Below are 22,146 nucleotides of genomic sequence, written 5' to 3'. Positions count from 1 at the left end.
TGTAGAGCTAGATGCTTAGGATCAAATTCTTTTGCCTGTAATTCCTCATGCCTTTTTCAGAGATTTTTCCATGAAATACCGTGTGTTTCGTATTGGATAATTTTTCTGTGTATATACGACTGTATATCCATTCTTTTCATAAAAGGGACGGGCTTGAAAACTGAACGTATTGAGGAAAGACATTCGACATCCTTTTGAAACTGCAAATGATTCTGTTTTTTTGAGTAATTCCTTTCCATAGCCTTGATGACGTCTTGATGCATCTATCCAGAAGAAATCAAGTTCAAGCCATTCTCCGAAAATGGTAAATACGATACCTCCCACAAGAGCGGTTTCGTCTTTCAAGGTCAATACATACTTATATCTGTCTTCGACTTCCCAATATGGGTCGTTATAATCCTGTAATTTATGTCGGATTTCATTGATTGCTGTTTCATCGGGATTTTCATTCAGTTTGAATTCCATAGGTACCGGTTTCCTTTGATTTTGAATCAATCATGGTATTTTATATTTCAGCTTGTCCAGAATCTTCAGAGATGATCAGAAGATGACCTGAAATACCTTTTGTATATGTTGAATTTTCTATAAGAGATTGGAAATGATCCAAGTAACCATGTATCATGGAAAACCTAGAATTATATTCTTTTTGAATGATATTCTTTTTTGTTGAGAAATGAGGTGAAAAAGCTTGTGAAAATCCTAGCATTCAACGGAAGCCCCCGTCTTAAAGGAAATACGGCAACCATGCTTGATAACGCAATACAGGGGGCTCGTATAAAAGGAGCGGACGTCGAGGTTTTCAACTTATATAGAATGAAATTTTCCGGTTACCTCAGTTGTTTCTCATGCAAACGTCTGGATAAAGAACGTCCTATTGTCTGTGTAGTCAGGGACGATTTGCGGCCGATATTGGAAAAAATCCATGATGTCGATGCTATCCTGATCGGTACACCTGTCTATTATGGCAGTGAAACGGCAGCAACCCGTGCACTTATTGAACGGCTGTGTTTTCCATACCTGAGTTATGCAGATTATGCTCATAGCCATTTCCCTCGTCGGATTCCTGTGGGCCTTATCTATACCATGAATATTCCGATTGAACAATTTGAAAAGATTGGTTATGACGTGACTTTTGGACGTACGAAACAAACACTGGACAGGGAATTCGGCTCTTGCAAGATGATTTTAGCCAATAACACCACACAATATGACGATTACAGTTTATATGAAGCCAATGCTACAGGGGAAGCGAAGAAGGCTTATAAGGATGCACATTTTGATGAGGATTGTCAGAGTGCCTTTCAGCTGGGGGAACAACTGGCTTCTGGGAAACCGTTCAATCTCTGATCGTCTGACTTCCTGAAGACAAAACAAATGCCTGCAAGTCTTTATAAGAGAAAACATCTCAAAAGCGTAGAGTCCATCAGACCTTGATGGTTATTGCATGTAGCGAAGTTTGGATACTCTGTTGTAAGTTCAAAGTATATCCAGGCTTTTTTGCAATGAATCTGCCAATTTCCCTATATGGATACCATCTACGAAAGAATGATGGACCTGTACAGAAAAAGGCAAGACCCATTTCCCGTCTCTTTGAAAATATTTTCCCCAATCGAATAGGGGCGTAGCATTATCTTTTTTCCCGGAATTCGTATGTGAAATATGTGTATATGATACCCAAGGCAAAGAAGAAAACTGAAATACATCATTTCCCAGGGGATCTGTAAAGTATTCTTTCTGTTCTTTTATTTTCTTGGTTGCAGCGATGACATATTGTGCCAAGGTATCTTGCATTTCTACTCTGATTACTTTGAAAAGTTCGGTTTCTTTGTTTAGATACATAAAAGCTGTGTTGATCCTGTCATAGAGCACGACTTGCCCATCCAGGAAACGATAGCGGAATTCTTCAATTCTGTTTGCGCATGCTGAGACGGTGAATACAAAGGCTGGTGTAAATGAATATCCTTTTTCCCTTATTTTTTTAAGAAAATTCGTAATATCCAATTCAAAGGTAACGCAATACGACGGTTCGATGCAATTCCTGAATATCTGGCAGTGCATTGCTCGTTTCCAATTGTTCATATCAATTACTTGGTAGCCTTGGTTCATGTCTTTGTATTCCTTTGTCCTGTGTGTTTTTTGGAAAACAGAACCTCATGAATGAGATTTGAGATACATAAGTAACAGCTATAATACAGTTCATGCTGAAGTTGTGCAACTTTTGTTGTCCTGAAGTCCAATCCTTCCTCTGACATCAGCAGTTCACAGGCTGTGCCACCTATGATTACATATTGATGTTCAAACTTTTAGAACCAGTCTCTGAAGCTTGCGAATCCCTGTATCATTATCAATTCTCCCAAATTTGATTCAGTGTTTTGTCCAAAGCTTCCTTGACGCGTTCATCTTGGTTATCTTTTAATGCCATGGCAAGTGAAAGCGTATCGACGATACCGTTCTTTCCTAAGATACCGGGATCATATTTCCATAATTCAACTTGGACCTGAATGTCTGCATCCATTAATATATTGGTTTTTTCCCAGTTCTGTTCTTTTCTGGTTGCATAGCACTTCACCGCAGGTGGATTGAGCATGCTTTTTCCTGACAATGCTGATATGCCGGCAGAATATAATTTGGATAAATTGTTTTTCTTTTCTATGAAAATTGTCTTGTGCACAGGCGATATCAGATAAGGTAACATTTTTCTGAACAATTGTTGCCCATTATATCGACTGATCAGTATTTTTCTGAGGCCGTCTTTTTGTGTTCCAAACAATCCTGTTTGTTCCAGTTGTGATGCTGCCCTGCTGATTGTCATTGCCGAATATCCGAGCATATGTGCAACATCGTTCAGGTAAATCAAATTTTGTTTTTGATACAGGAAATGGAAAAACAAGACTTGTGTTGAAGGCTGTAATCGTATCATCGGGATCTTTTCAGTTTTGAATCTGTCTTGGAGAACTATTCCCATGAAGGGGAGGTAGATTTGATTATTTGGCACAATGAAAGGAATTTTTGCAGAGATCATATAAGTTCTGCGATTGCGATCAATGCTTTTGAGAACGAAGACAACCGGCAATGGTTCAATTTTCTGTATCCTGCTAATTTGCTTTTTTACCGAGCCCATTTGGTCCAAATTCATTTTTGGATAGACAAAAATAGTCTTTATATTGCCGATTGTCGCTTGTGAAAATTCATAACGATCTCGGAGATAGTAAGGTAGTTCTGATTCATGGGGCCATTGCTGATAGCTTGTTTTCATTCCTAATGTTGTTTCGATATAATCTATAGAAATTCCTTCTAACATTTCAAATATATTTTAACTCTTATTATGTTAAATATCAACTATTAAGTTAAAACATGAAATTATAATAATTATATTGTTTATAATTCGTGAAGTATACATTGAAAACTAAGATAAACATGAATGACAAAGCCATCAGTCATGAAGATTCTCAACGGTATGATTATGTTTGGCTTTAATAGGATACTATATACTATGATAGGTTATTAAACTGCCGAAGATTTTAGTTTTCATTACTGCAATTTGGCTTGCTATCTTGATATTTTTGAAATTTGGCCAGCTGTTTTTTTCCTTATGTTCATCACCGTAAGCATAGATGCTTATATCTCTTTTTTGTATAAGGATAGCAGTTTGCTTCCATGCTGTTGATAGTCTGTGATTTCCATAAGCTATATCCATTTCGCATAGTACTGGATGTGAATAATTTCTTGTAGACATCTCCGGTAGAGGGAAGTATGCTGAAGGTATCAGCTACAAACAGGAAACCAAGGAATAGAAATTTTCATGTGCTTGTTTTGCTTTGTTTCTTGTGTCGAGTGAAGTTGAAGCAATTGTCTTTTTATTTTAGGGTAGGCAATATCAGGAGGAACAAAGATGCGCTTATGGCATAAAGCTCTTATCGATGTCTTGCCACGGCAACAGCTCCTAGGACAAAACAGGGAGTGTGCCGCCATGGAAAGCGTATTGCTTTCAAAAGGACAGGTACGTAACCCTGTGATTGGTTTTGTCAATGACAGTTCGCCCTGTGAGTTGCTTGCATACCATAGGCTTGTCTTGGATGAATTCCTACGACGAGGATATATGGCCGGTCCTATGACGACAAACAGGATGGAACATTTTAGTCATCATTTTTCCTGCCATCCGGTTATGTATGAGGATATCTTTGCAGTAAAGATGAATGAGCGTTATTTACTGCAATGCCTTTTGAACCTGCAGGAAAAATTCGATTATGGCCGGATCCTGCCGCAGGAATGGGCATTGCTGACAGCAAAGTTTTCCATTCCATGGATATTCAGCTTGGAGGGCGAGGACATCCATCGGTTGACCCGATAGACGGACTTCGTTCTTTTCAGGACATTTCTTCCCGTGCCTTCCACTTCGTCATACAGCAACTGGAAATGGTGGTGTTTCCTTCTTTATCAGTCTTTTCAAGGTAGTGTTGGAAGGAATCCTGCTGCATTGTACCATCCTTGCTTGATGTGATGATCTTTATTACATCGCTGGAAAATGTCTGCTTGTTCCAGTTTATATCCATGAAACAGGCTTTGTGGGTATCCCTGAAGGTCTCAGGCATAGACTCAATGAACCACTTTACATAGGTAATGTTATTGACATGCATGTTGAAGTCCGTATCCTGGTACAGGATCGGTGGCATGAACACATTGGCCTGTGGGAGTTCTTCGTCTGGGACAAGGCGAGAAGGGAAGCCTGTCGGTCTGCTGAAATCTGTACTTTCAGGAACACCATAGATAGCAAGATAAGGTGCAGGCGGTACCGGACGGCCATGTCTGTTTCTATCCAGGAGCAACCAGTAGCTGTGGGACTCAAACAGTCTGTTTCCTGCTTCGTCAAAAGCCCTTACCATCCTTGGAAAATAGAGCTTGTAGATGCTGCCGGCCCATGTCTCGACCCTTACCGTCTGCGGCCACCTGACATATCTGTCAATTTCAATGATATTTCTGAAGGCAACCCATGCAAGACCCTTCTTTTCCAACTCTTCCCATCCCAAACCGACATGCTGTGAATGTTTCAGGCTGATTTCCTGGAGAATCTGAAAATACCAGACAAGATCTGCCTGGTTATGGCGGTCTGCATTGAAAGAATAAAAAGGAAAGTCCTGTCTATAGACTCTGTCTTTTCCCATACAGCCGCCAACGCAGCTTCCTGTCGTAGTACTATCCATGTTGTTGCTCCTTATTTTGTTTCTTTCTGATTGGCTTTGCCATAGGAAATCAATTGTATGTCCTGGACTATCACGAGGCCTTCCATGACCATTTCTTTTACTTTCGGCAATGCTGCGGTGATTTTTTCCTTGGTATCTACCGCTTCGATGATAATAGGCAGACTTGAACTCATTTCGATGAACCGGGTAGTATGAAGTACTTTGCCTTCACCATAGCCTGCAATGCCTCGATAGACGGTTACACCACAGATACCTTCTCCTTTCAGAAGGAATACTACTTCGTTGTATAGGCTGTGACCCTTATAGCGGGTATCTTCACTGACATATACTCGTAACAACTGACAAGAATCTGTGACTGTCATGAATTACCTCCTTGAATACTAGATAGCCTGCCCTATGGCAAACCCGGCGACAAATGCCACCGTACCGCATAGTATAGACCCAAAGACGTAAAGAAAACAGTAGTAATGTTCTCCCTTGAGCATCAATTGGAAAGCTCCATACGTAAAGGTGGAAAAAGTCGTGAAAGCGCCAAGGAACCCGTCTCCGAGGAGGGCATAGGAACTTCCATGTCCTATTACCGAAACGATGCCTAGCAGAAAGGCACCCAACAAGTTGATGGTAAAGGTTCCGAACGGAAAGACTGACATGACTTTGGAGGAAATTGCATGTTCCAATATATATCTTGATATGCTGCCGAAAAATCCGCCGATACCAATCAGGATAAGCATGTTCATTCCTTTGCCTCCTTTTCCAGCATACGTGGCTTTTCGACATGACGCTCTGCGAGTAAGTTGGCAAGATAGATGCCGGCAAGGCTCATCAGCAGTCCTATGGCAATGGAAAGACCAAGATAAAGACCTGCCTGTACCAATTTTCCTAGGGACAACAAATGGAACAACTCTTTCGTAAATGTTGAAAATGTAGTGAATGAACCGCAGAAGCCGACAGTCAGTGCATTGCGAAAATCTGGATCGGCCTGCCATAGTTCAAGGGTGACCGTCAGGATGAAGGCCAGAATAAACGAACCACTCAGATTGATAAGCAACGTTGCCAAAGGGAAAGAGCCGAAAGTTGCTGGCCAATCCAAACTTTTGACAGCGCCACGACAAAAAGCTCCCAGGAAACCGCCGCATCCGATTAACAGATATCTTTTCATGTACAAAATCCTTTCTGTAGTATTCAGAAGTCATCAGCAGCTGCGTTTCTGGCTATGCCAAGGGAGAACTTCATTCCCGACTCTCATGACTATATCGTATTTCTTTCTTTGCTTCCAGAGGAGTGACGGAAGTATGGCTTGCTTGCAATTGATGGCAATCAGAATTATTGTGTCAGTAGCATAGGATACAGCCTACCTGCAAAGGAGAATCATAGTGAGAGCAATTGCTACAGAAAACCTGGCTTCATTTGAGTCAGCGTTTGAAGATATGAAGAAAAATCGAGCATTGATGCATGCTACAGTCAACAATGGCATTTTTCCGACTTGCCTTGTCAAGGGGGATGAAGCCGCTGCAGTACATGAGTTTTCAACTCAGATTGAAGCTGGAAAAGTAACGAATCAGAAAAAATCAGGCAGATGCTGGATGTTTTCTGCATTGAATGTCATGCGGATAGAAGTGATGAAGAAACTCAATATTGAAAATTTCGAGCTTTCGCAATCCTATCCTTTGTTCTATGACAAATTGGAGAAATCCAATTATTTCTTGGAAAATATCATAGAGACCTTGGAAGAGCCTTTGTCCGGCAGAACTGTTGCTTTCTTGCTGACCGATCCGCTTGGAGACGGCGGGCAATGGGATATGTTTGCCAATCTGGTAAGAAAATATGGTGTCGTACCCAAACAATGCATGGGAGAGAGTAAATCATCTTCAGAAACCCGTACTATGGATGGCTTGCTAACCACGAAACTCCGAGGTTTTGCCTGTGAACTGCGTGAGGCTGCCAAGGACGGGGCCGATGAGGAAAAGCTTTATGCAATGAAGGGTGATATGATTGCAACTGTCTATCGGATGCTGTCTATCAGCCTTGGCAAGCCGCCGGTATCCTTTACCTTTGAAACCAGGGACAAGGATGACAAATTCATCAGGATAAAGGATATTACGCCACAGCAGTTCTACAAGGAATATGTCAGCATGGATCTTGATAGGTATATCAGCCTGATCAATGCTCCTACAGCTGACAAACCTTATGACAAGATGTATACCGTCAGGTTCTTGGGCAATGTCGTAGGTGGCAGGCCTGTGAGATATCTCAACCTTTCTGTTGATGCGCTGAAACAGGCGGCTTTGGCCCAGATGCGGGATGGCAAGGTGGTCTGGTTCGGTTCGGATGTCGGCAAGTGCAGTGATCGTGATACCGGCATCATGGATGTGGGCATACATGATATCTCAGGCTTGTTCTCCACTGATTTTCCGCTTACAAAAGCACAAAGGCTTGACTATGGTGACAGCCGCATGACCCATGCCATGGTCCTTACCGGCGTCAATCTTGATGAGAATGGCAAACCTGATCGTTGGAAAGTCGAGAACAGTTGGGGAGAAGAACCCGGTGACAAAGGATACTTTGTCATGTCTGACAGTTGGTTTGACCAGTTTGTATATCAAATTGTCATAGACAAGAAGTATCTGACTGCCGACCAGCAACAGATGCTTGCCTTGGAACCAATTGTTTTGGAACCATGGGATCCGATGGGAAGTCTGGCATTGTAATATATCAGCCCTGCTCCAACGATGGAGTGGGGCTGATTTTTCTGCATATATGATTTTTTTCTTTCGTGATGGCCTTTTTCTCCTCTATGATGAAGGAGAGAGTATATATCGAAAAGGAGCAAATATGGGAATGAAGATAGGTATCTTGACAAGCGGTGGTGATTGCCCGGGATTGAATGCGGTGATCAGAGGGTTCGGGAAGTTCGTCCTCAACCAGATGAACGGAGTGCGGCTTATCGGTATCACGGATGGATATTCCGGCCTTATCAACAATGAAACCAGGGTACTTGAGGCCAAGGACTTTTCAGGTATTCTCAATGTCGGCGGTACTATCCTTGGTACATCACGCCAACCATTCAAGCAGATGACCGTAGAAGATCGTAACGGGGTATCAAAGCTCGATATGATGGTAAAGACCTACAGGGACCTTGGACTGGATCTGTTGGTTACCTTGGGCGGGGCAGGAACCCATAAGACAGCTGGGTTGCTTTCACGTGCCGGTCTGAATGTCATTGGTCTGCCCAAGACGATAGACAATGATATCTGGGGGACTGATGTTACTTTTGGCTTCCATACGGCAGTTGATATTGCTACCGACTGCATCGATAAGATCCATACCACCGCAGCCAGCCATGGCCGGACCATGCTCATTGAGCTCATGGGTAACAAAGTCGGTTGGCTGACGCTCTATGCTGGTATTGCAGGTGGAGCAGATATCATCCTGCTTCCGGAATTTCCCTATGAACCGGAGGAGGTAGCAAAGGCAGTCAATCGCCGTATAGCAAAAGGCAGTGCCTTCAATATCATTGCCATAGCAGAAGGTGCAATGACAAAAGCTGAAAGCCAGATGAAGAAAGGCGAACGGTTGGCTTCCAGAAGAGGGGAGCTTACATCGACAAAATTCCTTGCACAGTATATCAGTGAAAACTGTGGAGTAGAAACCCGGATAGTCGTGCCTGGACATCTGCAGCGTGGCGGAAATCCAAGTGCCTACGATAGATTGCTTTCTTCTGAAATGGGCAGTTATGCCGGACGGCTGGCAATGGAAGGCAAGTTCGGTACTACAATTGCCATAAAAGATGACAAAATTACTTATAACCTGCTCAGTGATATTGCGGGAAAGACAAAATATATACCGACTGATCATCAGATGGTAAATATTGCCAGGGGAATCGGTATCAGCATCGGGGACGGCAAAGGCTTCAGACTTTGACCGGGCGATCAAATGTGACCAGCCAGCAAACCACCAAAGGGAAAGATTTCCCTGGCGGTCATTGCTGTTTGGTAAACATGCATTAAATCAATGCAGTGAATTGTTTCAGCAACTGTGCAAAATGTGCAATTGCTGCCTGCACAGGTTCCTTCTTGGACATGTCGACACCGGCAAGCCGCAGGGAATCCAGGGGATATCTGGAACCGCCGCTTTTCAGAAATGCCTTATAGTGCTCAAGGTCGTCCTGGCCTCCACCAAGCACCTTCTTGCTCAATGCAATAGCAGCACTGACACCCGTAGCATATTTATAGACATAGTAGGAAGAATAGAAGTGTGGGATCCGCAGTCCTTCCATGTCACTCAGATTCGAAAACTCCATCATCGGTCCGAAATAAGCTTCAAGCAGTTTCCTGTAGACGTCTCTGAGTACATCAACGGTCAGAGGATTACCTTCTTCTGCAATGCAATGTGCCTGATGTTCAAATTCGGCAAACATTGTCTGCCTGAACAATGTTGCTATGAGGTCATCCAGTTGCTTGCCCAGCAGATAGGCTTTTTCTGCTTTGTTTGTACTGTTATCCAGCAGATAGCCAGCAAGCAGCTGTTCATTGAAAGTTGAGGCAACTTCAGCTTCAAAGATCGTGTAGTCATAATCAAAGAATGTATTGTTGTGGGTGGCATACCAGCTGTGCATCGAGTGACCACCCTCGTGGGCTATGGTAAAGATATCCCTCATATCATCTTCCTTGTAGTTGAGAAGAATGTACGGGTATGACTCATAGGTTCCGCTTGAGAAGGCTCCATGCCGTTTGCCTTCATTTTCATACTTGTCGACCCAGCGGGCTGCCGTAAGACCGTTCTTCAGGGTATCGGTATATTCCTTGCCTAATGGTGACAAAGCCTTTTCAACAATTGCAACGGCTTCATCATATGTCGTGTGCCGTTCAAAACCTTCGACCAAAGGCGTATATACATCCCAATGATGCAATCTGTCTTTTCCCATCAGCTTTGCTCTGAGTGCATAATAATCATGTAGGACAGGAAAGCCTTCATGGATCTGTGCAATCAGGTTGTCATAGACACTCTCGTCAACATTGTCGTCATAAAGTTTCATGGCCCTGGTAGAAGCATAGCCTCTTGCCTTGCTCACGAAGATGTCCTGTTTGATCTGCATCTCATAGGTGTTGGCCAACGTATACTTATGGCTTTCATATTCACTGTACAGCTGGTTATATGCCTGTTTGCGCAACCCTTCATCTGAATCCTTGAGAAAGAGGGAGAATGTAGATTCTGACAGTGGTTTGCCATCAATTGTTCCGAAGTTGAAATCATTGGTGGTCAGGTCCTGGAATATCTTGGAGGCTTTGCTACCGACTTCCATCTGTCCGGCAAGGAGCCTTTCACCTTCTTCGTCAAGTATATGTTTTTTCTGTCTGAGCAGATCGGTAAGTGTCCTTTTCAAATCCTTGAAATCTTTGTCTGCGATATAGGCTTCAAGGTCCTTTTTCGTCGTTTGAAAGGATTTCCGTATCAAAGAAAGCCAGTTGCTGCATGTAGGAAGAAGCTGTCATCATGAGATAGGAAAGCATCTTTTGGTTTTCCATATCACTTGAATCGGCACTGTTTTTCAGTTGCGCATATTGGGCAAGACGTTCCAGAAGCAAAGATGAACGTCTTATGAAATCATACCCATCCAGGATGCCTTTTTTTGAACAGAGGGTACCTTTGATCGTTCCTGCCTTTGCAAGATAAGTCGTCTTGAAATTTTCCAGTGCAGCATAGAATGCTTCATTGCTTTCAAATAGTGGTGACAGGTCCCATGTATCACCTGCCTGTTGTTCATTTCTTTTCATCTTAGTTCTCCTCCAATGTAGCCAACAGCGTATTCATTGCCCTTGCTGCTTTTCCACGGTGACTATGCTGTCCTTTTTCTTCTTCGGTAAGTTGGGCCATTGCCTTGCCGATGTCATCAAGCACGAAGACAGGATCGTAACCGAAACCTCCTGCACCGATAGGTTTTTCTGCGATGCTGCCTTTGACTTCTTCACTTACCGTATAGATTCTGTAAGGAGAAATGTAAGCAACAATACAACAGACGAAACTTGCACTTCTGTCTGTAATTCCCTGCATGTTTTTCAGCAGATAGGCATTGCGTTCGCTGCTGTCCAGAAGCCTGTGCAGTACATCACTGCCATAACGGGCAGTAAACACTCCAGGTGCTCCTCCCAATGCGGAGACGCAGAGACCTGAGTCATCTGCAATCACCGGCATGTGGAACTGACGGTAGGCTGCTTCTGCTTTGATCAAGGCATTGCCGAGGAATGTCTTGGCATTTTCATTGACGTCTTCCAGACCTTCTGCCAGCTCCAAAGTCACGGATGGAAGCAGTGCGATCAGTTCCTGATACTTGTGTTTGTTTGAACTTGCCAATAGATATTTCATATTGAGTAAGATACCGCCGAAGTTCCATCAAGACAAGACTTGAGTATCTTTTTTGCTCTTACGATGTAACCGGCAATAGTACCTCTGCTGATATCAAGTACTTCTGCAAGCTGATTTTGTGATATTCGAATTTCCTTGTTTGCTTCATACGATTTTCTGAACAATGAACCTGTCGAACGTATCTGCTTATCTATTTGTTCTTTTTTAGGGACTGTCAGCTCAATATCCTTGCTTTTCTCGACATGCATGATCATGCTGTTGAGATGTTTCTGGCTCATGTTCCTTCTGTACTCATGGTCGAAGATTTTCTTGAGTGCCAAAGGCCTGAGAGACAGGAACTGAAGCTGCATGCAATCCTCATCGATATTGAAGAGGGAGGCAAGTGTCGGGATAAGATTTTCCATGGCATCATAGGTGAACGTAAGAAAATACAGCAGGATGGCTCTTCTGTCGGTTTTCTTTGCCAAATATTCATGGAGCCTTTGCTCTGTCGGGGAAAAATTACAGCTTGTTGTATCCAAGGGCTTATGTGTCGCTTTGACGATTCGCTTGAATGTTGATTTTGCTTGGACCTGCAGGTTGGTTTCAAGCAATGCATAGGATGAAAGTCCGTAGGCAGGTTCTGTTTCAAAGATTTTGTCCGAGGAGCTGATGATCAGCTCTTTTGTACCGTCGGGATTCGTAGATACCGCATAGTTGGATTGTTCGGTCCTTGTGTTATGCATCAGAAGAAAATAAGTTGATTCCTTTTGTTTGTCGGAATATTTCCTCAGATTGTGGAAACTTGCGAGCTTGTAGATTGAACCGATGAGATAATTCTTGAAGGTTCCCTTGCTACTGTTCCATTTGCTTAGGATCTTTTCTATATTCGGAAGCGTAGAAAGCAAGAATCCCGAAGCGTCATCTTCCGGCAGGATATGCCATTGGAGCGTCATGCTGTAGATGAGCAGCTGCAGTTCCCTTTGCAAAAGTGTTTCTTCTTTTTTGTTGAGAGGTGCAGCTTTCCGTTTCATTATGAGTCGTGTAAGAGGTGTCCAGTCATAGGATGCCAGATCAGGCATTGCCGTGTAGTAATTCATTGGTTTTCTCCTTTTTTCCCTTGAAGGAAGATGAGTAAACCAACGCAATTCTTATGCCAACGAAATATGGCGTTACTACCTGTTGTTTGTTAAGCTAATTTTTAAAATCTGGTATCTTGACTCCAATGATACCTGTGATTTTCCTAGGACTAGGTAAAAAAAAGAGGCCATAGCGCACTATGGTCTCTGAAACAAAAATTGACAAATCTGCAGGTGCTTACTTGAGATCTGCTGCAGTAAGACTTCTGTAATAAGGTACTTCAAGGATGCCGTCATTGACTTCCTGTACTGCCTTTTGATGCAAATCCTTATCCCAACTATAACCTATGAGTTTCCAGTTGTGGTCGACTTCAGGAGAAATCGTCTTATGTTTCTGCAGATAGGCGACAATCATATCCCTGATTGATGCCGAGCTTTCCCAATTCCTTGTACCGGCAACCAGGTGCTGTGCCTTCAAGGCAGAGGAATATCTGTAATTGTTGACAGCGAGGGTCAGTTTCTGGTCCATCTTGAGAGGTTTGCCCTTGAATGTCAGGTTTACGATTCGCTGACCTACCGGTTTGCTGATATCGACTTGGTAGTCTACACCTTGGAACATATCGTACAGATAACCTGGTATATCCTTGTCAAAGGAAATGGTAAGGTCGCCTGGTTTGAAGGTGTTGAGGTGCTTTACTGCCCATTCCATGTAGTTCTTTAACTCTTGCCCTGTGACGACTACCGTATATAACGTATTGTCATACTTGTAGATATCAAAGACATTCCCATAGTTGAGCGGTCCCTTCGGTAGGTCACTGGTATCCTTGAAGAGTGCTGCTGCCGAGACATCGGCTCCGCTTTCAGCCAATTGTATGTTGTTGATGAGATCCACTACTGCAGTATCTTCAAGCTTACCCTGTGGAATGCCTTTGATTTCATTTGCAGGTTGGAAATCTGCGGTTGCTTCTCCCAGTACGCCGCCTTTTGTTGATCCGTCTGCCAGCTTTATTCCCTTATGGATATAATCGACTGTCTCTTGCTGGGCTTTCTTGACGAACGGAAGGTTTCGTATTTCGTCAGAAGCCGGGTAATCCTTTGTGTTTGTCAGCGTAGCGGTCACTGAAGTGACTTTCTTGTCAGGTCCTACGTGGATATCAAACCTGGCAACGTCCTTGCCACCTTTTTGGCAGGATAGGATAGGAACTCCATTGACTACAGTATTTGCGTCAATATGATAGTGTCCAAGCATCAATGCAGACAGTTCCGGGCAGGTTTCAGCTATCTTGTCTCCGCTGTCCGAGCCGTTTTCGATATCATATTCAGGAGTTTCTTCCATATGGGCGAGGGCAATGTAGATGTCGGCTTTTCCCTTGAGTTCGTCCAATACCTTCCTGCAGCTGTCAGCTGCGGAAGTAAAAGTCAATGCAGCGACTTTGTCTCCGTCCCATCGTGGCGCATTCGGATTAGTCAAGCCGATGATGGCTATACGTAGTCCATTTCTTTCTAAGATGGTATATGGTTTTGCCAACGGTGTGCCATCTTTATAGGTGACATTTGCAGCCAGAATGGGGAAGTCTGCTTGGGCAATGAGCCTGTTTATGAGTCCAAGTCCGAAGTTGAACTCATGGTTGCCGAGAGTCATGGCATCGTATCCCATGTAGTTCATTGTCTGTACGACGGGATGTGGTCCGTCTGTCTTGTTGAAGATGTCATCCGTGAGGATAGTACCTTGCAGCATGTCACCGTCGTCCACAAGTATGGTTCCTGTAGGGTTTTCCTTTCGGACTTCCTGGACGAAAGGATAGACCCTGGCAAGTCCAGAATCCTTGGTTTCCTTGTTGTTTTCATAGGAAAAACCGTAAATATCCCCATGGACATCCGTCGTTGCTACTACGGAAATGGTAACAGGTTGTCTTTCAGCAACCTGTTCAATCTGCGCTTGTGCAAACAGGGAGCTGATTGCAGCCAGTAGCACCAACGGCAGCAATAAGAACCGTTTTTTCATATACTCTCCTTTGCAGGCTATGCCTGCGACCTCGTACCGAAGTATCGGCATACGAGTAGACTAACACGCACTTATGCTACCGTGCAAGCAAAATTATTATATCGGATAAGTCCTTGTTCATTGCTTGACATGTCTTGTCCCTATGGATAGTATTTAGATGATTATCTAATTAGATGTTTGTCTATTTTATCCCATATATTTTCCATAGGCTGGAAGAGCCTATGGTGGACAATGGAGGAAGAAGAACAATGAAAAAAAAGACATTTGCCTTTTTGGCCTTGCTGTTGGCGGCAATGGCACTGTGTTCTGCTGGACCTGCGGTTCAGTCGGGACCATCTCAGCAGGACAAAGGTGCAGTTTTGGAAAAACGGGTTGCAGCTTACATTTCACAGTTTTTTGCAGGAAATTTTACTACGTTCTACGGTGATGCGGCAGAGAAGCTGACTCAAAGTATCAGCAAAGCTCAATTGCAGCAGGGTTGGGTCATGCTTCAGCAACAGATAACCGGTTCTGCAGGAAACATCCTAAGCAGCCAGTATGTCAAGCAGGGGCAGTATGACAGTGTCGTGACTTCTATAGCGGGTACGCTTTTTGATTTCAGGATAACAATAAGCTTTGACAGTGAAGAGAAGCCTGCAGGTATACTGATCAGTCCCATTCCGAAGGAAGTACCTGAACCTCAGAGTACGGCTGCATGGGAAGAAGAAGCCGTGAAAGTCGGAGAAAAGGGATTACCAGGTCTGTTGACCCTGCCTAAGGGCATAAAGAAGCCACCTGTCGTACTTTTGGTGCAAGGTTCAGGTTCGTCTGATATGAATGAATCCATAGGAAAGGTTCCTGTCCAACCGTTCAAGGATATAGCCCGTGGATTAGCAGAGCAAGGGGTTGCTTCCTTACGATATAACAAGCGTACCTATCAGTATCCTTGGGCCACAGCAGGTATTACCGTGGAATATGAGGTCTTGGATGATGCAGAAGCTGCAGTAGACCTCCTGTATGCTGACGACAGGGTTGACGGGAGTGCTATCTATTTGCTTGGACATAGCCTTGGTGGCATGCTGGCTCCGAAGATTGCACAAGACAATCCTCATGTCAAGGGTATCATTTCCATGGCAGGTTCCCTGCGGAGCCTGCAGGATATAATGCTTGACCAGAACAAGGCTATGATCAACGCACAGCCTTCCTACTCAGCTCAACAGAAGAAAGCCTTGCTTGACCAAGCTGCGGCTGGATTGGAAAAGACGAAGACGCTGGATGATGGCGGAAGTGGCTATATCATGGGAACTCCTACGTCCTATTGGAAGAGTCTTGATGATATCCATGGTATGGATATCATCAAGAAAGTACATCTGCCGATGCTTATCCTGCAAGGCAACGAGGATTTCCAAGTTCCCTTTGACAAAGATTATAAACTGTGGCAGGTTGTCTTGATGGGACGGGACAATGTCACGTTCAGGCTTTATGATGGTTTGAGCCATCTGTTTATGCCTGGTCAGATATCACCGACTGGTACACCTGATGTTTCATTGTACAATACACCGCAGCATGTCGATCCCATGGTAATTACAGATATTGCAACATGGGTCAAGACAACAGAAAAATAAATTTGATTGTTTTCCTGCCGGATGGCCGGCAGGAAACTTGAAGAAAACGGAAGGGCATGGAGGACATGACATGTTGCAGGATACCATCAGGGCTCTTAGTGATCCTGTACGACGGAAAGTGTTGGAACTGCTCAGGGGAGGACCGAAATCCGTGGGTGAGATTTTATCTGACCTGGATATAACGGGTGCAACTCTTTCACATCATCTCAAGATCCTGAAACAGGCAGGACTTGTCAGTGACACACGGCAGGGAAACAGCCTTATCTATGAATTGAATACCTCTGTTATGGAAGATGTCATGGACTGGCTTGCCGGTTTCTTGGGAATTTCAGCATCGGATGAATTGCCTGATGAAGGTCAGGGAGGGAAAGATGAGGGATAAGAAGACTGTTCTCTTGATATGTTGCCTGCTTGTGGTAGCTTTCTTGGTATTGGCCATATCGTATGGAAAATTGCCGGCGACCATACCTACACATTGGGGAGTCGGAGGAAAAGTGGACGGCTACGGAAGCAAGAGGACCCTCTGGTATCTGTTTGCTTTGATCGTAGCCATAAACTTCCTTGTGCCTTTCATAGCAAGGATTGATCCGAAGAGTGAAAACTATGATCGCTTCAGGAGAGCCTTTGATATCTTCAGGGTTGCATTGACAGCCTTTTTTGTCCTGTTGCTTTTCCTGATGGTAGGTATTGCAAGCGGGCATGACTTGGATATGGTAAGGATTCTGTTTGCCGCACTAGGTTGTTTCCTTGCGCTTATCGGTAACTATATGCCGAAGTTCAAGCATAACTATACTATGGGTATCAAGACTCCATGGACACTTGCTGATGAGGATGTATGGAACCGAACCCATCGCATGGCGGCACCGATATGGGTGATAGGGGGCATAGGTGTCTTTGTCTCTTCTATCTTTTTTCCAAAGATGTTGCTGACCGCTACTTTCATCATAGTCATCCTTGCAATGACGCTGGTTCCTGTAGTCTATTCCTATGTTATATTCAGCAGGAAAAAAGCTGGAAAGTTTCAGGGCTAGGAACTGTCAAGGACTTACGGTTTCGTATGGCCAGTCTATGATACCGCCTAGGTCATAGATCTGTGTGTATCCCAGTTTGACCAGAGCTTTGGATGCGGTTTTGCTTCTGTTGCCCGAACGGCAATAGACAAAAATCGTAGCATCTTTGTTTGGTAATTGGGCCGATGCGACATCGCTCAGTTCCTGGAGTGGAATGTTCTTGGCTCCTGGAATGTGTCCTTGGGTAAATTCACTTTCTGTCCGTACATCAAGCAGGATTATGTCTTTGTCTGTATCCAGACGCTTTTTTGCTTCCTGAGGTGTAATAGTGTGATAAACTGCTTGGTTGTTTTCCTGTGGACTTTCTGTTTGCCCCTGGGCAAATGCAAAAGCTGGCAAAGCTGACAGGGCCAATAATACCAGTAAGATTCTTTTTGCTATATGTTTCATATTATACTCCGATTTAATCAACTATCTACTTGCAGTATAGATATGTGGAATGTAAATAACAGTAACTTGATCACAGAGACATTTTTAGATTTTGTCTTGATTGAGTTGCGGGGAGAACCTGGATACAGTTGTTATTTGCGTGTCCGTTGTGGTACCATGCAACCCATATAAGTTGTATTGGGGTGGATATGAAAAAAAATTTGGTTGTACAGATTCTGGTTGCGTTTGTACTTGGTCTTGCTGTCGGTATCGGGCTTTGGTTGTCCAAGCTTGATGTCAGTGGGTATCTTGCGTGGGTTTCTCCCTTCGGAAACGTTTTGGTTTCAATGTTGAAGATGATAGTCGTTCCAGTCATCCTGCTGTCCCTGATCAGTGGAGCTGCTTCACTTCCGACCGGACAGTTCGGTAGGGTAGGTATAAAGGTCATCGTATGGTATTTCCTTACTTCTGTATTGGCCGCTGTCGTTGGCTCTTTTCTAGCTACTTTGTTCAATCCTGGTGGCGGAGCAAGCATTTCAGCATGGAATTCCCTCGTGACAACCGGTACCGCAGTAAAATCAATTGATACAAGTACAGGTTCTGCGCTGGCAGATGTGTTTGTCGGCATGTTCAAGAATCCGTTCCAAGCATTGGCAAATGGTGATTTCCTGGCTATCATTGTTTTTTCAATTGCCTTTGGCCTAGCTTTGAAACTTGTAGCAGAAGATCCCAAGAAAGATGAAGGTCTCAAACATAATATCCAGTCGCTCCTAGGCTTGCTGGACGCTGCAAAAGAAGGAATATTCAAGATTGTGGATTGGATTCTTGCATATTCTCCTATAGGTGTATTTGCTTTGACTTCCTGTAATTTTGCAAGCTATGGATCAGCACTGTTCGGGCCATATGTATCACTTACTACAGGAGTTATAACAGGTATTGCTTTTATGGTGCTTGTTGTTTATCCGGTTTTGATTTTTCTTTCAGTTCGAAGGAATCCGTTTCGTTTCCTTTCTGCAATCAAGGAAGCACCCTTGACTGCTTTTGTTACAAGAAGTTCGGCTGCTACACTGCCGGTATCACTTCGGGTAAGCAGTGATGAGCTGGGGATAGACAGTCGCCTTTCTGCATTTTCGTTGCCATTGGGAGCAACTATCAACATGGATGGTGTCTGCGTACATCTGCCATTTTTCGCAATTCTTGCAGCCAATATGTTTTCTGTGCATCTTGGTTTCAGTGGTCTTGCAATCCTTGTGCTGACTACGGTCCTTGCTTCCATAGGGGCTGGTGGAGTTCCCGGTGGATCGTTGATGCTTCTGTTCATCATTCTGCAGAATATGGGGTTACCTTCAGATCAGATTGCTGTTATTGTCGGATTGGCTTTAGGAATCAATCCTATCCTTGATATGTTTGAGACAATGAATAATGTTGTCGGGGACTTGGTATGCACCTATGTAGTTGCTGTCAGTTCCAGAATGATAGGGACGGAACTTGCTGCAGGACAGAAATAGCAACGGAAAATAAAAGCATCCGATTGGATGTAACCGGGTGCTTTTTCATATATTCCTTTCATTATTTCCCATATTGGAGTTCAAGTTGGGCCAGGACCCGTTCCTTTGCTTCTTCCAAACTGCAGTCAAGGGTCGCTCCTGCAGCTTTTACATGACCTCCGCCTCCGAAAGTCAAAGCAAAGTGGGCTACATCAAAGGCACTGTCATAGCTGGATCGGAGTCCAAGCACGACAGTATGTACATCTGTTTCTTTCAGAAGGATGATGGATTTGATACCGTCAGTTTTGAATATCTGTTCATAATAGTTGTCACTTGGACATTCACCTTCATCCGTGCGGCAGAAGCAGCTCAGAGCAATTTCACCATTTTTCAGGAATATTGTCCTATTGATGAGCAAGGCAGTATTCTGGATGAATTTCCAGTCTTTGCCGCTACTCATCCTTGCATAGGTAATCTGAGGATCCGCTCCGATTTCTATGAGCTGTGCAGCCATTCTAACTGCTTCTCCGTTGCCCTTTGGAATGAATTTGAAAAAACCTGTGTCCGTTGCAAAACCAAAGAACAATGCAGTGGCAATTTCTTCAGTAAGCGGTACCCCGAGCTGCTTGTAAAGTTTCATGATGATCAAGGTCGTAGAAGCTGAAGCCGGAAGGATGTAACTTGGCCCAAGGTTTTTCCCAATGGAAGTCGTATGGTGGTCAAGAACAAGGAATTTCCTTCCTTGCAGTTTCTCAGCAAGGCTTCCGATCCTGCTCATTTCTCCACAGTCGACCATGACTATCAGAGGATCCGCTGCGAGCATATCGTCAGTTATCATTGCATGGAACCTGCTTTGCATTTCCTTTGCTTCAGCCCTTTCAAATGGCCCTGCGTTGGCAAGGAATACCTGTGTATACCCTATGGATTTCAGCAGGTGTTCCATGGCAATTTCACTTGAGAAGCAATCGCCGTCAGGGCTCATATGTCCGACTACAATAGCGTGTCTGAATGCATGCAGGGTATCGATGAATTCCTTGCTGAATGGTGGAAATGCAAAGTTGTCGTTCATGCGGTAATCTCTGGGGTCGCTTCCGCAAACTGCAGGAGTGAACCATCTTTCATGAATACTTTTGGTTTCCCATTTCCCAGTACGCAGTCTTTGTCCAGTATGACCTTTGTTACAGGACCTAGGGACGGAATCTCGTACATGATGGACATCATGATGCTTTCGATTATCGACCTCAGTCCTCTTGCTCCGGTTTTCTGCTCGACCGCTTTGTGTGCAATTGCTCGGATTGCTTCATCGTCAAATTCCAAGTCTACGTCATCAAGCTGGAATGAAGCTTTGTACTGCTTGACAATAGAGTTGTTCGGTTCGGTAATTATCCGTACCAGATCATCTTCGCTCAGATTGTCAAGGGAAACATGAATCGGAAGCCTGCCGATGAATTCAGGGATGAGACCGAACTTGATCAGGTCATCCGGGAGCAACTGGCTGTAAATCTGTGAAAGATCCTTTTCTTCAAGTGTCTGTATGGTAGCACCGAAGCCCATAGGTTGGGTTGCCACTCTCTTTTCGATGACTTTGTCCAATCCCACGAAGGCACCGCCGCAAATGAACAGGATGTTCCTTGTGTTTATCTTCAGCATTTCTTGGTTCGGATGCTTCCTTCCTCCCTGTGGAGGTACCGAAGCATCGGTTCCTTCGATGATCTTCAGCAGGGCCTGCTGTACGCCTTCACCTGATACATCTCTTGTAATGGAGACATTTTCACCTTTCTTTGCAATCTTATCAATTTCATCGACAAAAATGATGCCATGTTCTGCTGCAGAGATATTATCGTTTGCATTCTGTATCAGCTTGAGCAGGATGTTTTCTACATCCTCACCGACATAGCCTGCTTCCGTGAGTGTCGTTGCATCGGCAATGGCGAAGGGTACCTGCAGTTTCTTTGCAAGTGTCCTTGCCAAAAGTGTCTTGCCTGTACCGGTAGGGCCGATCATAAGTATGTTTGACTTGTCCAGCTCGACACCGTTTTCAGCAATTTTCTTCTGGAATTTTACTCTTTTGTAGTGGTTGTAGACAGCTACCGACAGGACGCGCTTTGCTTCATCCTGTCCGATGACATACTGGTCAAGATATGCCTTCATTTCCTGAGGAGTCGGAATTTTATCAGGAAGGGAGGCGGTACTTTCATCATCGATCGGATCTTCTGCCAATATCTTGTTGCAAGTCGCTATGCATTCGTCACAGATTGCGACGCCGGGGCCGGTAATCAACCTCTTGCACTTGTCAGCACTCTTTCCGCAGAAAGAACAGACTTTTGCTCCTCTCATTGTTATCTCCTCATAATTTGGTCGACAAGCCCGTAGGCCTGTGCTTCTTCCGCATTCAGGAAGTAGTCCCGTTCCACATCCTTCTGTATTGTTGCCAGATCCTTGCCTGTGCATTGAGAAAGGATATCAATCGTAAGTTTTTTGATGCGGAGCAGTTCCTTCGTGTGTATAACGATATCACTGGCTTGGCCTTGGACACCACCCCAAGGCTGATGGATCATGACCCTAGCAGAGGGAAGGATGAACCTCTTTCCCTTTGTTCCTGCAGTAAGCAGCAGTGCACCCATGCTTGCTGCCTGTCCCATACAGATTGTCTGGACATCAGGACGCACATACTGCATGGTATCATAGATTGCAAGGCCCGCTGTCACACTGCCGCCAGGACTGTTTATGTATATGCTTATGTCTTTGTTTGGATCTTGGCTTTCTAGGAATATCAGTTGTGCAACGACCAGATCTGCGGCTTCATCAGTGATTTCTCCGTCAAGGAATACAATCCTATCTTTGAGCAGACGGCTGAAGATGTCATAGGAACGTTCTCCGACGCCGGATTGTTCGACAACCATCGGGATCATGGTCTGCATTCTTGTCTTTGTATTGAAACTATCCATAAGAATTACTCCTCGATATTTTTGGGTGGAACATTCCCCGT

At 44.2% G+C, this 22,146-nt stretch carries 24 protein-coding genes and 1 riboswitch; of the genes, 8 read left to right on the top strand and 16 right to left on the bottom strand.

From position 1 onward, the window contains the following. Positions 1-45 precede the first annotated feature (45 nt). Complete coding sequence (locus tag LKE40_04020; GenBank protein MCH3916628.1) at positions 46-465, bottom strand: GNAT family N-acetyltransferase; 420 nt, start codon at positions 463-465, stop codon at positions 46-48. Between the two features lie 225 nt (positions 466-690). Here LKE40_04020 and LKE40_04015 point away from each other — a divergent pair, with 225 nt between their 5' ends. Next, positions 691-1,347 carry a flavodoxin family protein gene (locus LKE40_04015; GenBank protein MCH3916627.1) on the top strand — a complete coding sequence of 219 codons (657 nt, stop codon included), beginning with the start codon at positions 691-693 and terminating at the stop codon, positions 1,345-1,347. Between the two features lie 129 nt (positions 1,348-1,476). On the opposite strand, the gene LKE40_04010 is transcribed toward LKE40_04015, so the two are convergent. Together LKE40_04010 and LKE40_04005 are read right to left on the bottom strand one after the other, a co-directional pair. Beyond that, positions 1,477-2,106: a chloramphenicol acetyltransferase gene (locus LKE40_04010; GenBank protein ID MCH3916626.1), complete on the bottom strand. Its 630-nt coding sequence runs from the start codon at positions 2,104-2,106 to the stop codon at positions 1,477-1,479. A gap of 238 nt (positions 2,107-2,344) precedes the next feature. Further along, entirely contained in the window at positions 2,345-3,301 is a 957-nt protein-coding gene (locus LKE40_04005; protein ID MCH3916625.1) for a MarR family transcriptional regulator, read from the bottom strand. 591 nt (positions 3,302-3,892) lie between these two features. Here LKE40_04005 and LKE40_04000 point away from each other — a divergent pair. Then, on the top strand, positions 3,893-4,351 hold the full coding sequence (locus tag LKE40_04000; GenBank protein MCH3916624.1) for a pyrimidine dimer DNA glycosylase/endonuclease V: 459 nt from the start codon (positions 3,893-3,895) through the stop codon (positions 4,349-4,351). A 16-nt stretch (positions 4,352-4,367) separates the two neighbouring features. Here LKE40_04000 and LKE40_03995 read toward each other — a convergent pair whose 3' ends face one another. The 4 genes from LKE40_03995 to LKE40_03980 are packed head-to-tail and all read right to left on the bottom strand — an operon-like array spanning position 4,368 to position 6,360. Then, positions 4,368-5,201, bottom strand: a complete 834-nt coding sequence (locus LKE40_03995; GenBank protein MCH3916623.1) for a thioesterase — start codon at positions 5,199-5,201, stop codon at positions 4,368-4,370. Positions 5,202-5,212: 11 nt separating this feature from the next. After that, the gene (locus LKE40_03990) at positions 5,213-5,563 is read right to left on the bottom strand and encodes a DUF190 domain-containing protein (protein ID MCH3916622.1); all 351 of its coding nucleotides are present in this window, start codon (positions 5,561-5,563) and stop codon (positions 5,213-5,215) included. Positions 5,564-5,581: 18 nt separating this feature from the next. After that, positions 5,582-5,938, bottom strand: a complete 357-nt coding sequence (locus tag LKE40_03985) for a CrcB family protein (protein MCH3916621.1) — start codon at positions 5,936-5,938, stop codon at positions 5,582-5,584. Next, positions 5,935-6,360, bottom strand: coding sequence for a CrcB family protein (locus tag LKE40_03980; GenBank protein MCH3916620.1), 426 nt, complete (start codon positions 6,358-6,360; stop codon positions 5,935-5,937). Before LKE40_03980 ends, LKE40_03985 begins: the two co-directional genes overlap by 4 nt. 17 nt (positions 6,361-6,377) lie before the next feature. After that, a riboswitch (Fluoride riboswitch) is annotated at positions 6,378-6,447 on the bottom strand. A 127-nt stretch (positions 6,448-6,574) separates the two neighbouring features. On the opposite strand from LKE40_03980, the gene LKE40_03975 reads away from it, so the two are divergent. Both LKE40_03975 and LKE40_03970 read left to right on the top strand, forming a co-directional pair. Continuing rightward, positions 6,575-7,909, top strand: a complete 1,335-nt coding sequence (locus tag LKE40_03975; GenBank protein ID MCH3916619.1) for a C1 family peptidase — start codon at positions 6,575-6,577, stop codon at positions 7,907-7,909. A gap of 124 nt (positions 7,910-8,033) precedes the next feature. Then, positions 8,034-9,122 carry a 6-phosphofructokinase gene (locus tag LKE40_03970; protein ID MCH3916618.1) on the top strand — a complete coding sequence of 363 codons (1,089 nt, stop codon included), beginning with the start codon at positions 8,034-8,036 and terminating at the stop codon, positions 9,120-9,122. An 82-nt stretch (positions 9,123-9,204) separates the two neighbouring features. On the opposite strand, the gene pepF is transcribed toward LKE40_03970, so the two are convergent. From pepF to LKE40_03945, 5 genes are all read right to left on the bottom strand, one after another. Continuing rightward, on the bottom strand, positions 9,205-10,656 hold the full coding sequence (pepF, locus tag LKE40_03965) for an oligoendopeptidase F (GenBank protein ID MCH3916617.1): 1,452 nt from the start codon (positions 10,654-10,656) through the stop codon (positions 9,205-9,207). Further along, complete coding sequence (locus LKE40_03960; protein MCH3916616.1) at positions 10,616-10,975, bottom strand: hypothetical protein; 360 nt, start codon at positions 10,973-10,975, stop codon at positions 10,616-10,618. Before LKE40_03960 ends, pepF begins: the two co-directional genes overlap by 41 nt. Position 10,976: 1 nt before the next feature. Then, the gene (gene rdgB, locus LKE40_03955; GenBank protein MCH3916615.1) at positions 10,977-11,564 is read right to left on the bottom strand and encodes an RdgB/HAM1 family non-canonical purine NTP pyrophosphatase; all 588 of its coding nucleotides are present in this window, start codon (positions 11,562-11,564) and stop codon (positions 10,977-10,979) included. Beyond that, positions 11,561-12,643 (bottom strand): hypothetical protein, encoded by a 1,083-nt coding sequence (locus LKE40_03950; protein MCH3916614.1) that lies wholly within the window; start codon positions 12,641-12,643, stop codon positions 11,561-11,563. Before LKE40_03950 ends, rdgB begins: the two co-directional genes overlap by 4 nt. Before the next feature lie 217 nt (positions 12,644-12,860). Next, entirely contained in the window at positions 12,861-14,627 is a 1,767-nt protein-coding gene (locus LKE40_03945) for a 5'-nucleotidase C-terminal domain-containing protein (protein MCH3916613.1), read from the bottom strand. A 248-nt stretch (positions 14,628-14,875) separates the two neighbouring features. On the opposite strand from LKE40_03945, the gene LKE40_03940 reads away from it, so the two are divergent. From LKE40_03940 to LKE40_03930, 3 genes are all read left to right on the top strand, one after another. Then, the gene (locus LKE40_03940) at positions 14,876-16,231 is read left to right on the top strand and encodes an alpha/beta fold hydrolase (GenBank protein ID MCH3916612.1); all 1,356 of its coding nucleotides are present in this window, start codon (positions 14,876-14,878) and stop codon (positions 16,229-16,231) included. Positions 16,232-16,301: 70 nt separating this feature from the next. Continuing rightward, entirely contained in the window at positions 16,302-16,613 is a 312-nt protein-coding gene (locus tag LKE40_03935; GenBank protein MCH3916611.1) for an autorepressor SdpR family transcription factor, read from the top strand. Beyond that, the gene (locus LKE40_03930; GenBank protein ID MCH3916610.1) at positions 16,603-17,262 is read left to right on the top strand and encodes an SdpI family protein; all 660 of its coding nucleotides are present in this window, start codon (positions 16,603-16,605) and stop codon (positions 17,260-17,262) included. The genes LKE40_03935 and LKE40_03930 overlap by 11 nt, the downstream gene beginning before the upstream one ends. A gap of 6 nt (positions 17,263-17,268) precedes the next feature. Here the strand turns inward: LKE40_03930 and LKE40_03925 are convergent, their stop codons facing one another. Continuing rightward, positions 17,269-17,691 (bottom strand): rhodanese-like domain-containing protein, encoded by a 423-nt coding sequence (locus LKE40_03925; protein MCH3916609.1) that lies wholly within the window; start codon positions 17,689-17,691, stop codon positions 17,269-17,271. A 188-nt stretch (positions 17,692-17,879) separates the two neighbouring features. On the opposite strand from LKE40_03925, the gene LKE40_03920 reads away from it, so the two are divergent. Further along, positions 17,880-19,178, top strand: coding sequence for a dicarboxylate/amino acid:cation symporter (locus tag LKE40_03920; GenBank protein MCH3916608.1), 1,299 nt, complete (start codon positions 17,880-17,882; stop codon positions 19,176-19,178). Positions 19,179-19,239: 61 nt separating this feature from the next. Here LKE40_03920 and LKE40_03915 read toward each other — a convergent pair whose 3' ends face one another. The 3 genes from LKE40_03915 to clpP are packed head-to-tail and all read right to left on the bottom strand — an operon-like array spanning position 19,240 to position 22,069. After that, positions 19,240-20,226, bottom strand: a complete 987-nt coding sequence (locus tag LKE40_03915; GenBank protein ID MCH3916607.1) for a DHH family phosphoesterase — start codon at positions 20,224-20,226, stop codon at positions 19,240-19,242. Next, positions 20,223-21,494 (bottom strand): ATP-dependent Clp protease ATP-binding subunit ClpX, encoded by a 1,272-nt coding sequence (clpX, locus tag LKE40_03910; protein ID MCH3916606.1) that lies wholly within the window; start codon positions 21,492-21,494, stop codon positions 20,223-20,225. Before clpX ends, LKE40_03915 begins: the two co-directional genes overlap by 4 nt. A 2-nt stretch (positions 21,495-21,496) precedes the next feature. After that, the gene (gene clpP, locus LKE40_03905; protein ID MCH3916605.1) at positions 21,497-22,069 is read right to left on the bottom strand and encodes an ATP-dependent Clp endopeptidase proteolytic subunit ClpP; all 573 of its coding nucleotides are present in this window, start codon (positions 22,067-22,069) and stop codon (positions 21,497-21,499) included. Between the last annotated feature and the right edge of the window lie 77 nt (positions 22,070-22,146).

It is taken from the genome of Spirochaetia bacterium, from assembly GCA_022482625.1.
GTDB lineage: Bacteria > Spirochaetota > Spirochaetia > Sphaerochaetales > Sphaerochaetaceae > Pleomorphochaeta.
The sequence above is the reverse complement of the archived record's forward strand: the minus strand, read 5'-3'. Positions and strand labels throughout refer to the sequence as shown.

Bases quoted from the DNA above. Each gene is read 5' to 3' on its own strand.
- LKE40_03985 (MCH3916621.1), bottom strand. From the start codon at position 5,938: ATGAACATGCTTATCCTGATTGGTATCGGCGGATTTTTCGGCAGCATA.
- LKE40_03980 (MCH3916620.1), bottom strand. From the start codon at position 6,360: ATGAAAAGATATCTGTTAATCGGATGCGGCGGTTTCCTGGGAGCTTTT.
- LKE40_04005 (MCH3916625.1), bottom strand. From the start codon at position 3,301: ATGTTAGAAGGAATTTCTATAGATTATATCGAAACAACATTAGGAATG.
- LKE40_04020 (MCH3916628.1), bottom strand. From the start codon at position 465: ATGGAATTCAAACTGAATGAAAATCCCGATGAAACAGCAATCAATGAA.
- clpX (MCH3916606.1), bottom strand. From the start codon at position 21,494: ATGAGAGGAGCAAAAGTCTGTTCTTTCTGCGGAAAGAGTGCTGACAAG.
- LKE40_03995 (MCH3916623.1), bottom strand. From the start codon at position 5,201: ATGGATAGTACTACGACAGGAAGCTGCGTTGGCGGCTGTATGGGAAAA.
- LKE40_03990 (MCH3916622.1), bottom strand. From the start codon at position 5,563: ATGACAGTCACAGATTCTTGTCAGTTGTTACGAGTATATGTCAGTGAA.
- LKE40_03960 (MCH3916616.1), bottom strand. From the start codon at position 10,975: ATGAAAAGAAATGAACAACAGGCAGGTGATACATGGGACCTGTCACCA.
- rdgB (MCH3916615.1), bottom strand. From the start codon at position 11,564: ATGAAATATCTATTGGCAAGTTCAAACAAACACAAGTATCAGGAACTG.
- LKE40_03945 (MCH3916613.1), bottom strand. From the start codon at position 14,627: ATGAAAAAACGGTTCTTATTGCTGCCGTTGGTGCTACTGGCTGCAATC.
- LKE40_03935 (MCH3916611.1), top strand. From the start codon at position 16,302: ATGTTGCAGGATACCATCAGGGCTCTTAGTGATCCTGTACGACGGAAA.
- LKE40_03970 (MCH3916618.1), top strand. From the start codon at position 8,034: ATGGGAATGAAGATAGGTATCTTGACAAGCGGTGGTGATTGCCCGGGA.
- LKE40_03930 (MCH3916610.1), top strand. From the start codon at position 16,603: ATGAGGGATAAGAAGACTGTTCTCTTGATATGTTGCCTGCTTGTGGTA.
- LKE40_03920 (MCH3916608.1), top strand. From the start codon at position 17,880: ATGAAAAAAAATTTGGTTGTACAGATTCTGGTTGCGTTTGTACTTGGT.
- clpP (MCH3916605.1), bottom strand. From the start codon at position 22,069: ATGATCCCGATGGTTGTCGAACAATCCGGCGTCGGAGAACGTTCCTAT.
- LKE40_03950 (MCH3916614.1), bottom strand. From the start codon at position 12,643: ATGAATTACTACACGGCAATGCCTGATCTGGCATCCTATGACTGGACA.
- LKE40_03925 (MCH3916609.1), bottom strand. From the start codon at position 17,691: ATGAAACATATAGCAAAAAGAATCTTACTGGTATTATTGGCCCTGTCA.
- LKE40_03940 (MCH3916612.1), top strand. From the start codon at position 14,876: ATGAAAAAAAAGACATTTGCCTTTTTGGCCTTGCTGTTGGCGGCAATG.
- LKE40_04010 (MCH3916626.1), bottom strand. From the start codon at position 2,106: ATGAACCAAGGCTACCAAGTAATTGATATGAACAATTGGAAACGAGCA.
- LKE40_04000 (MCH3916624.1), top strand. From the start codon at position 3,893: ATGCGCTTATGGCATAAAGCTCTTATCGATGTCTTGCCACGGCAACAG.
- LKE40_03915 (MCH3916607.1), bottom strand. From the start codon at position 20,226: ATGAACGACAACTTTGCATTTCCACCATTCAGCAAGGAATTCATCGAT.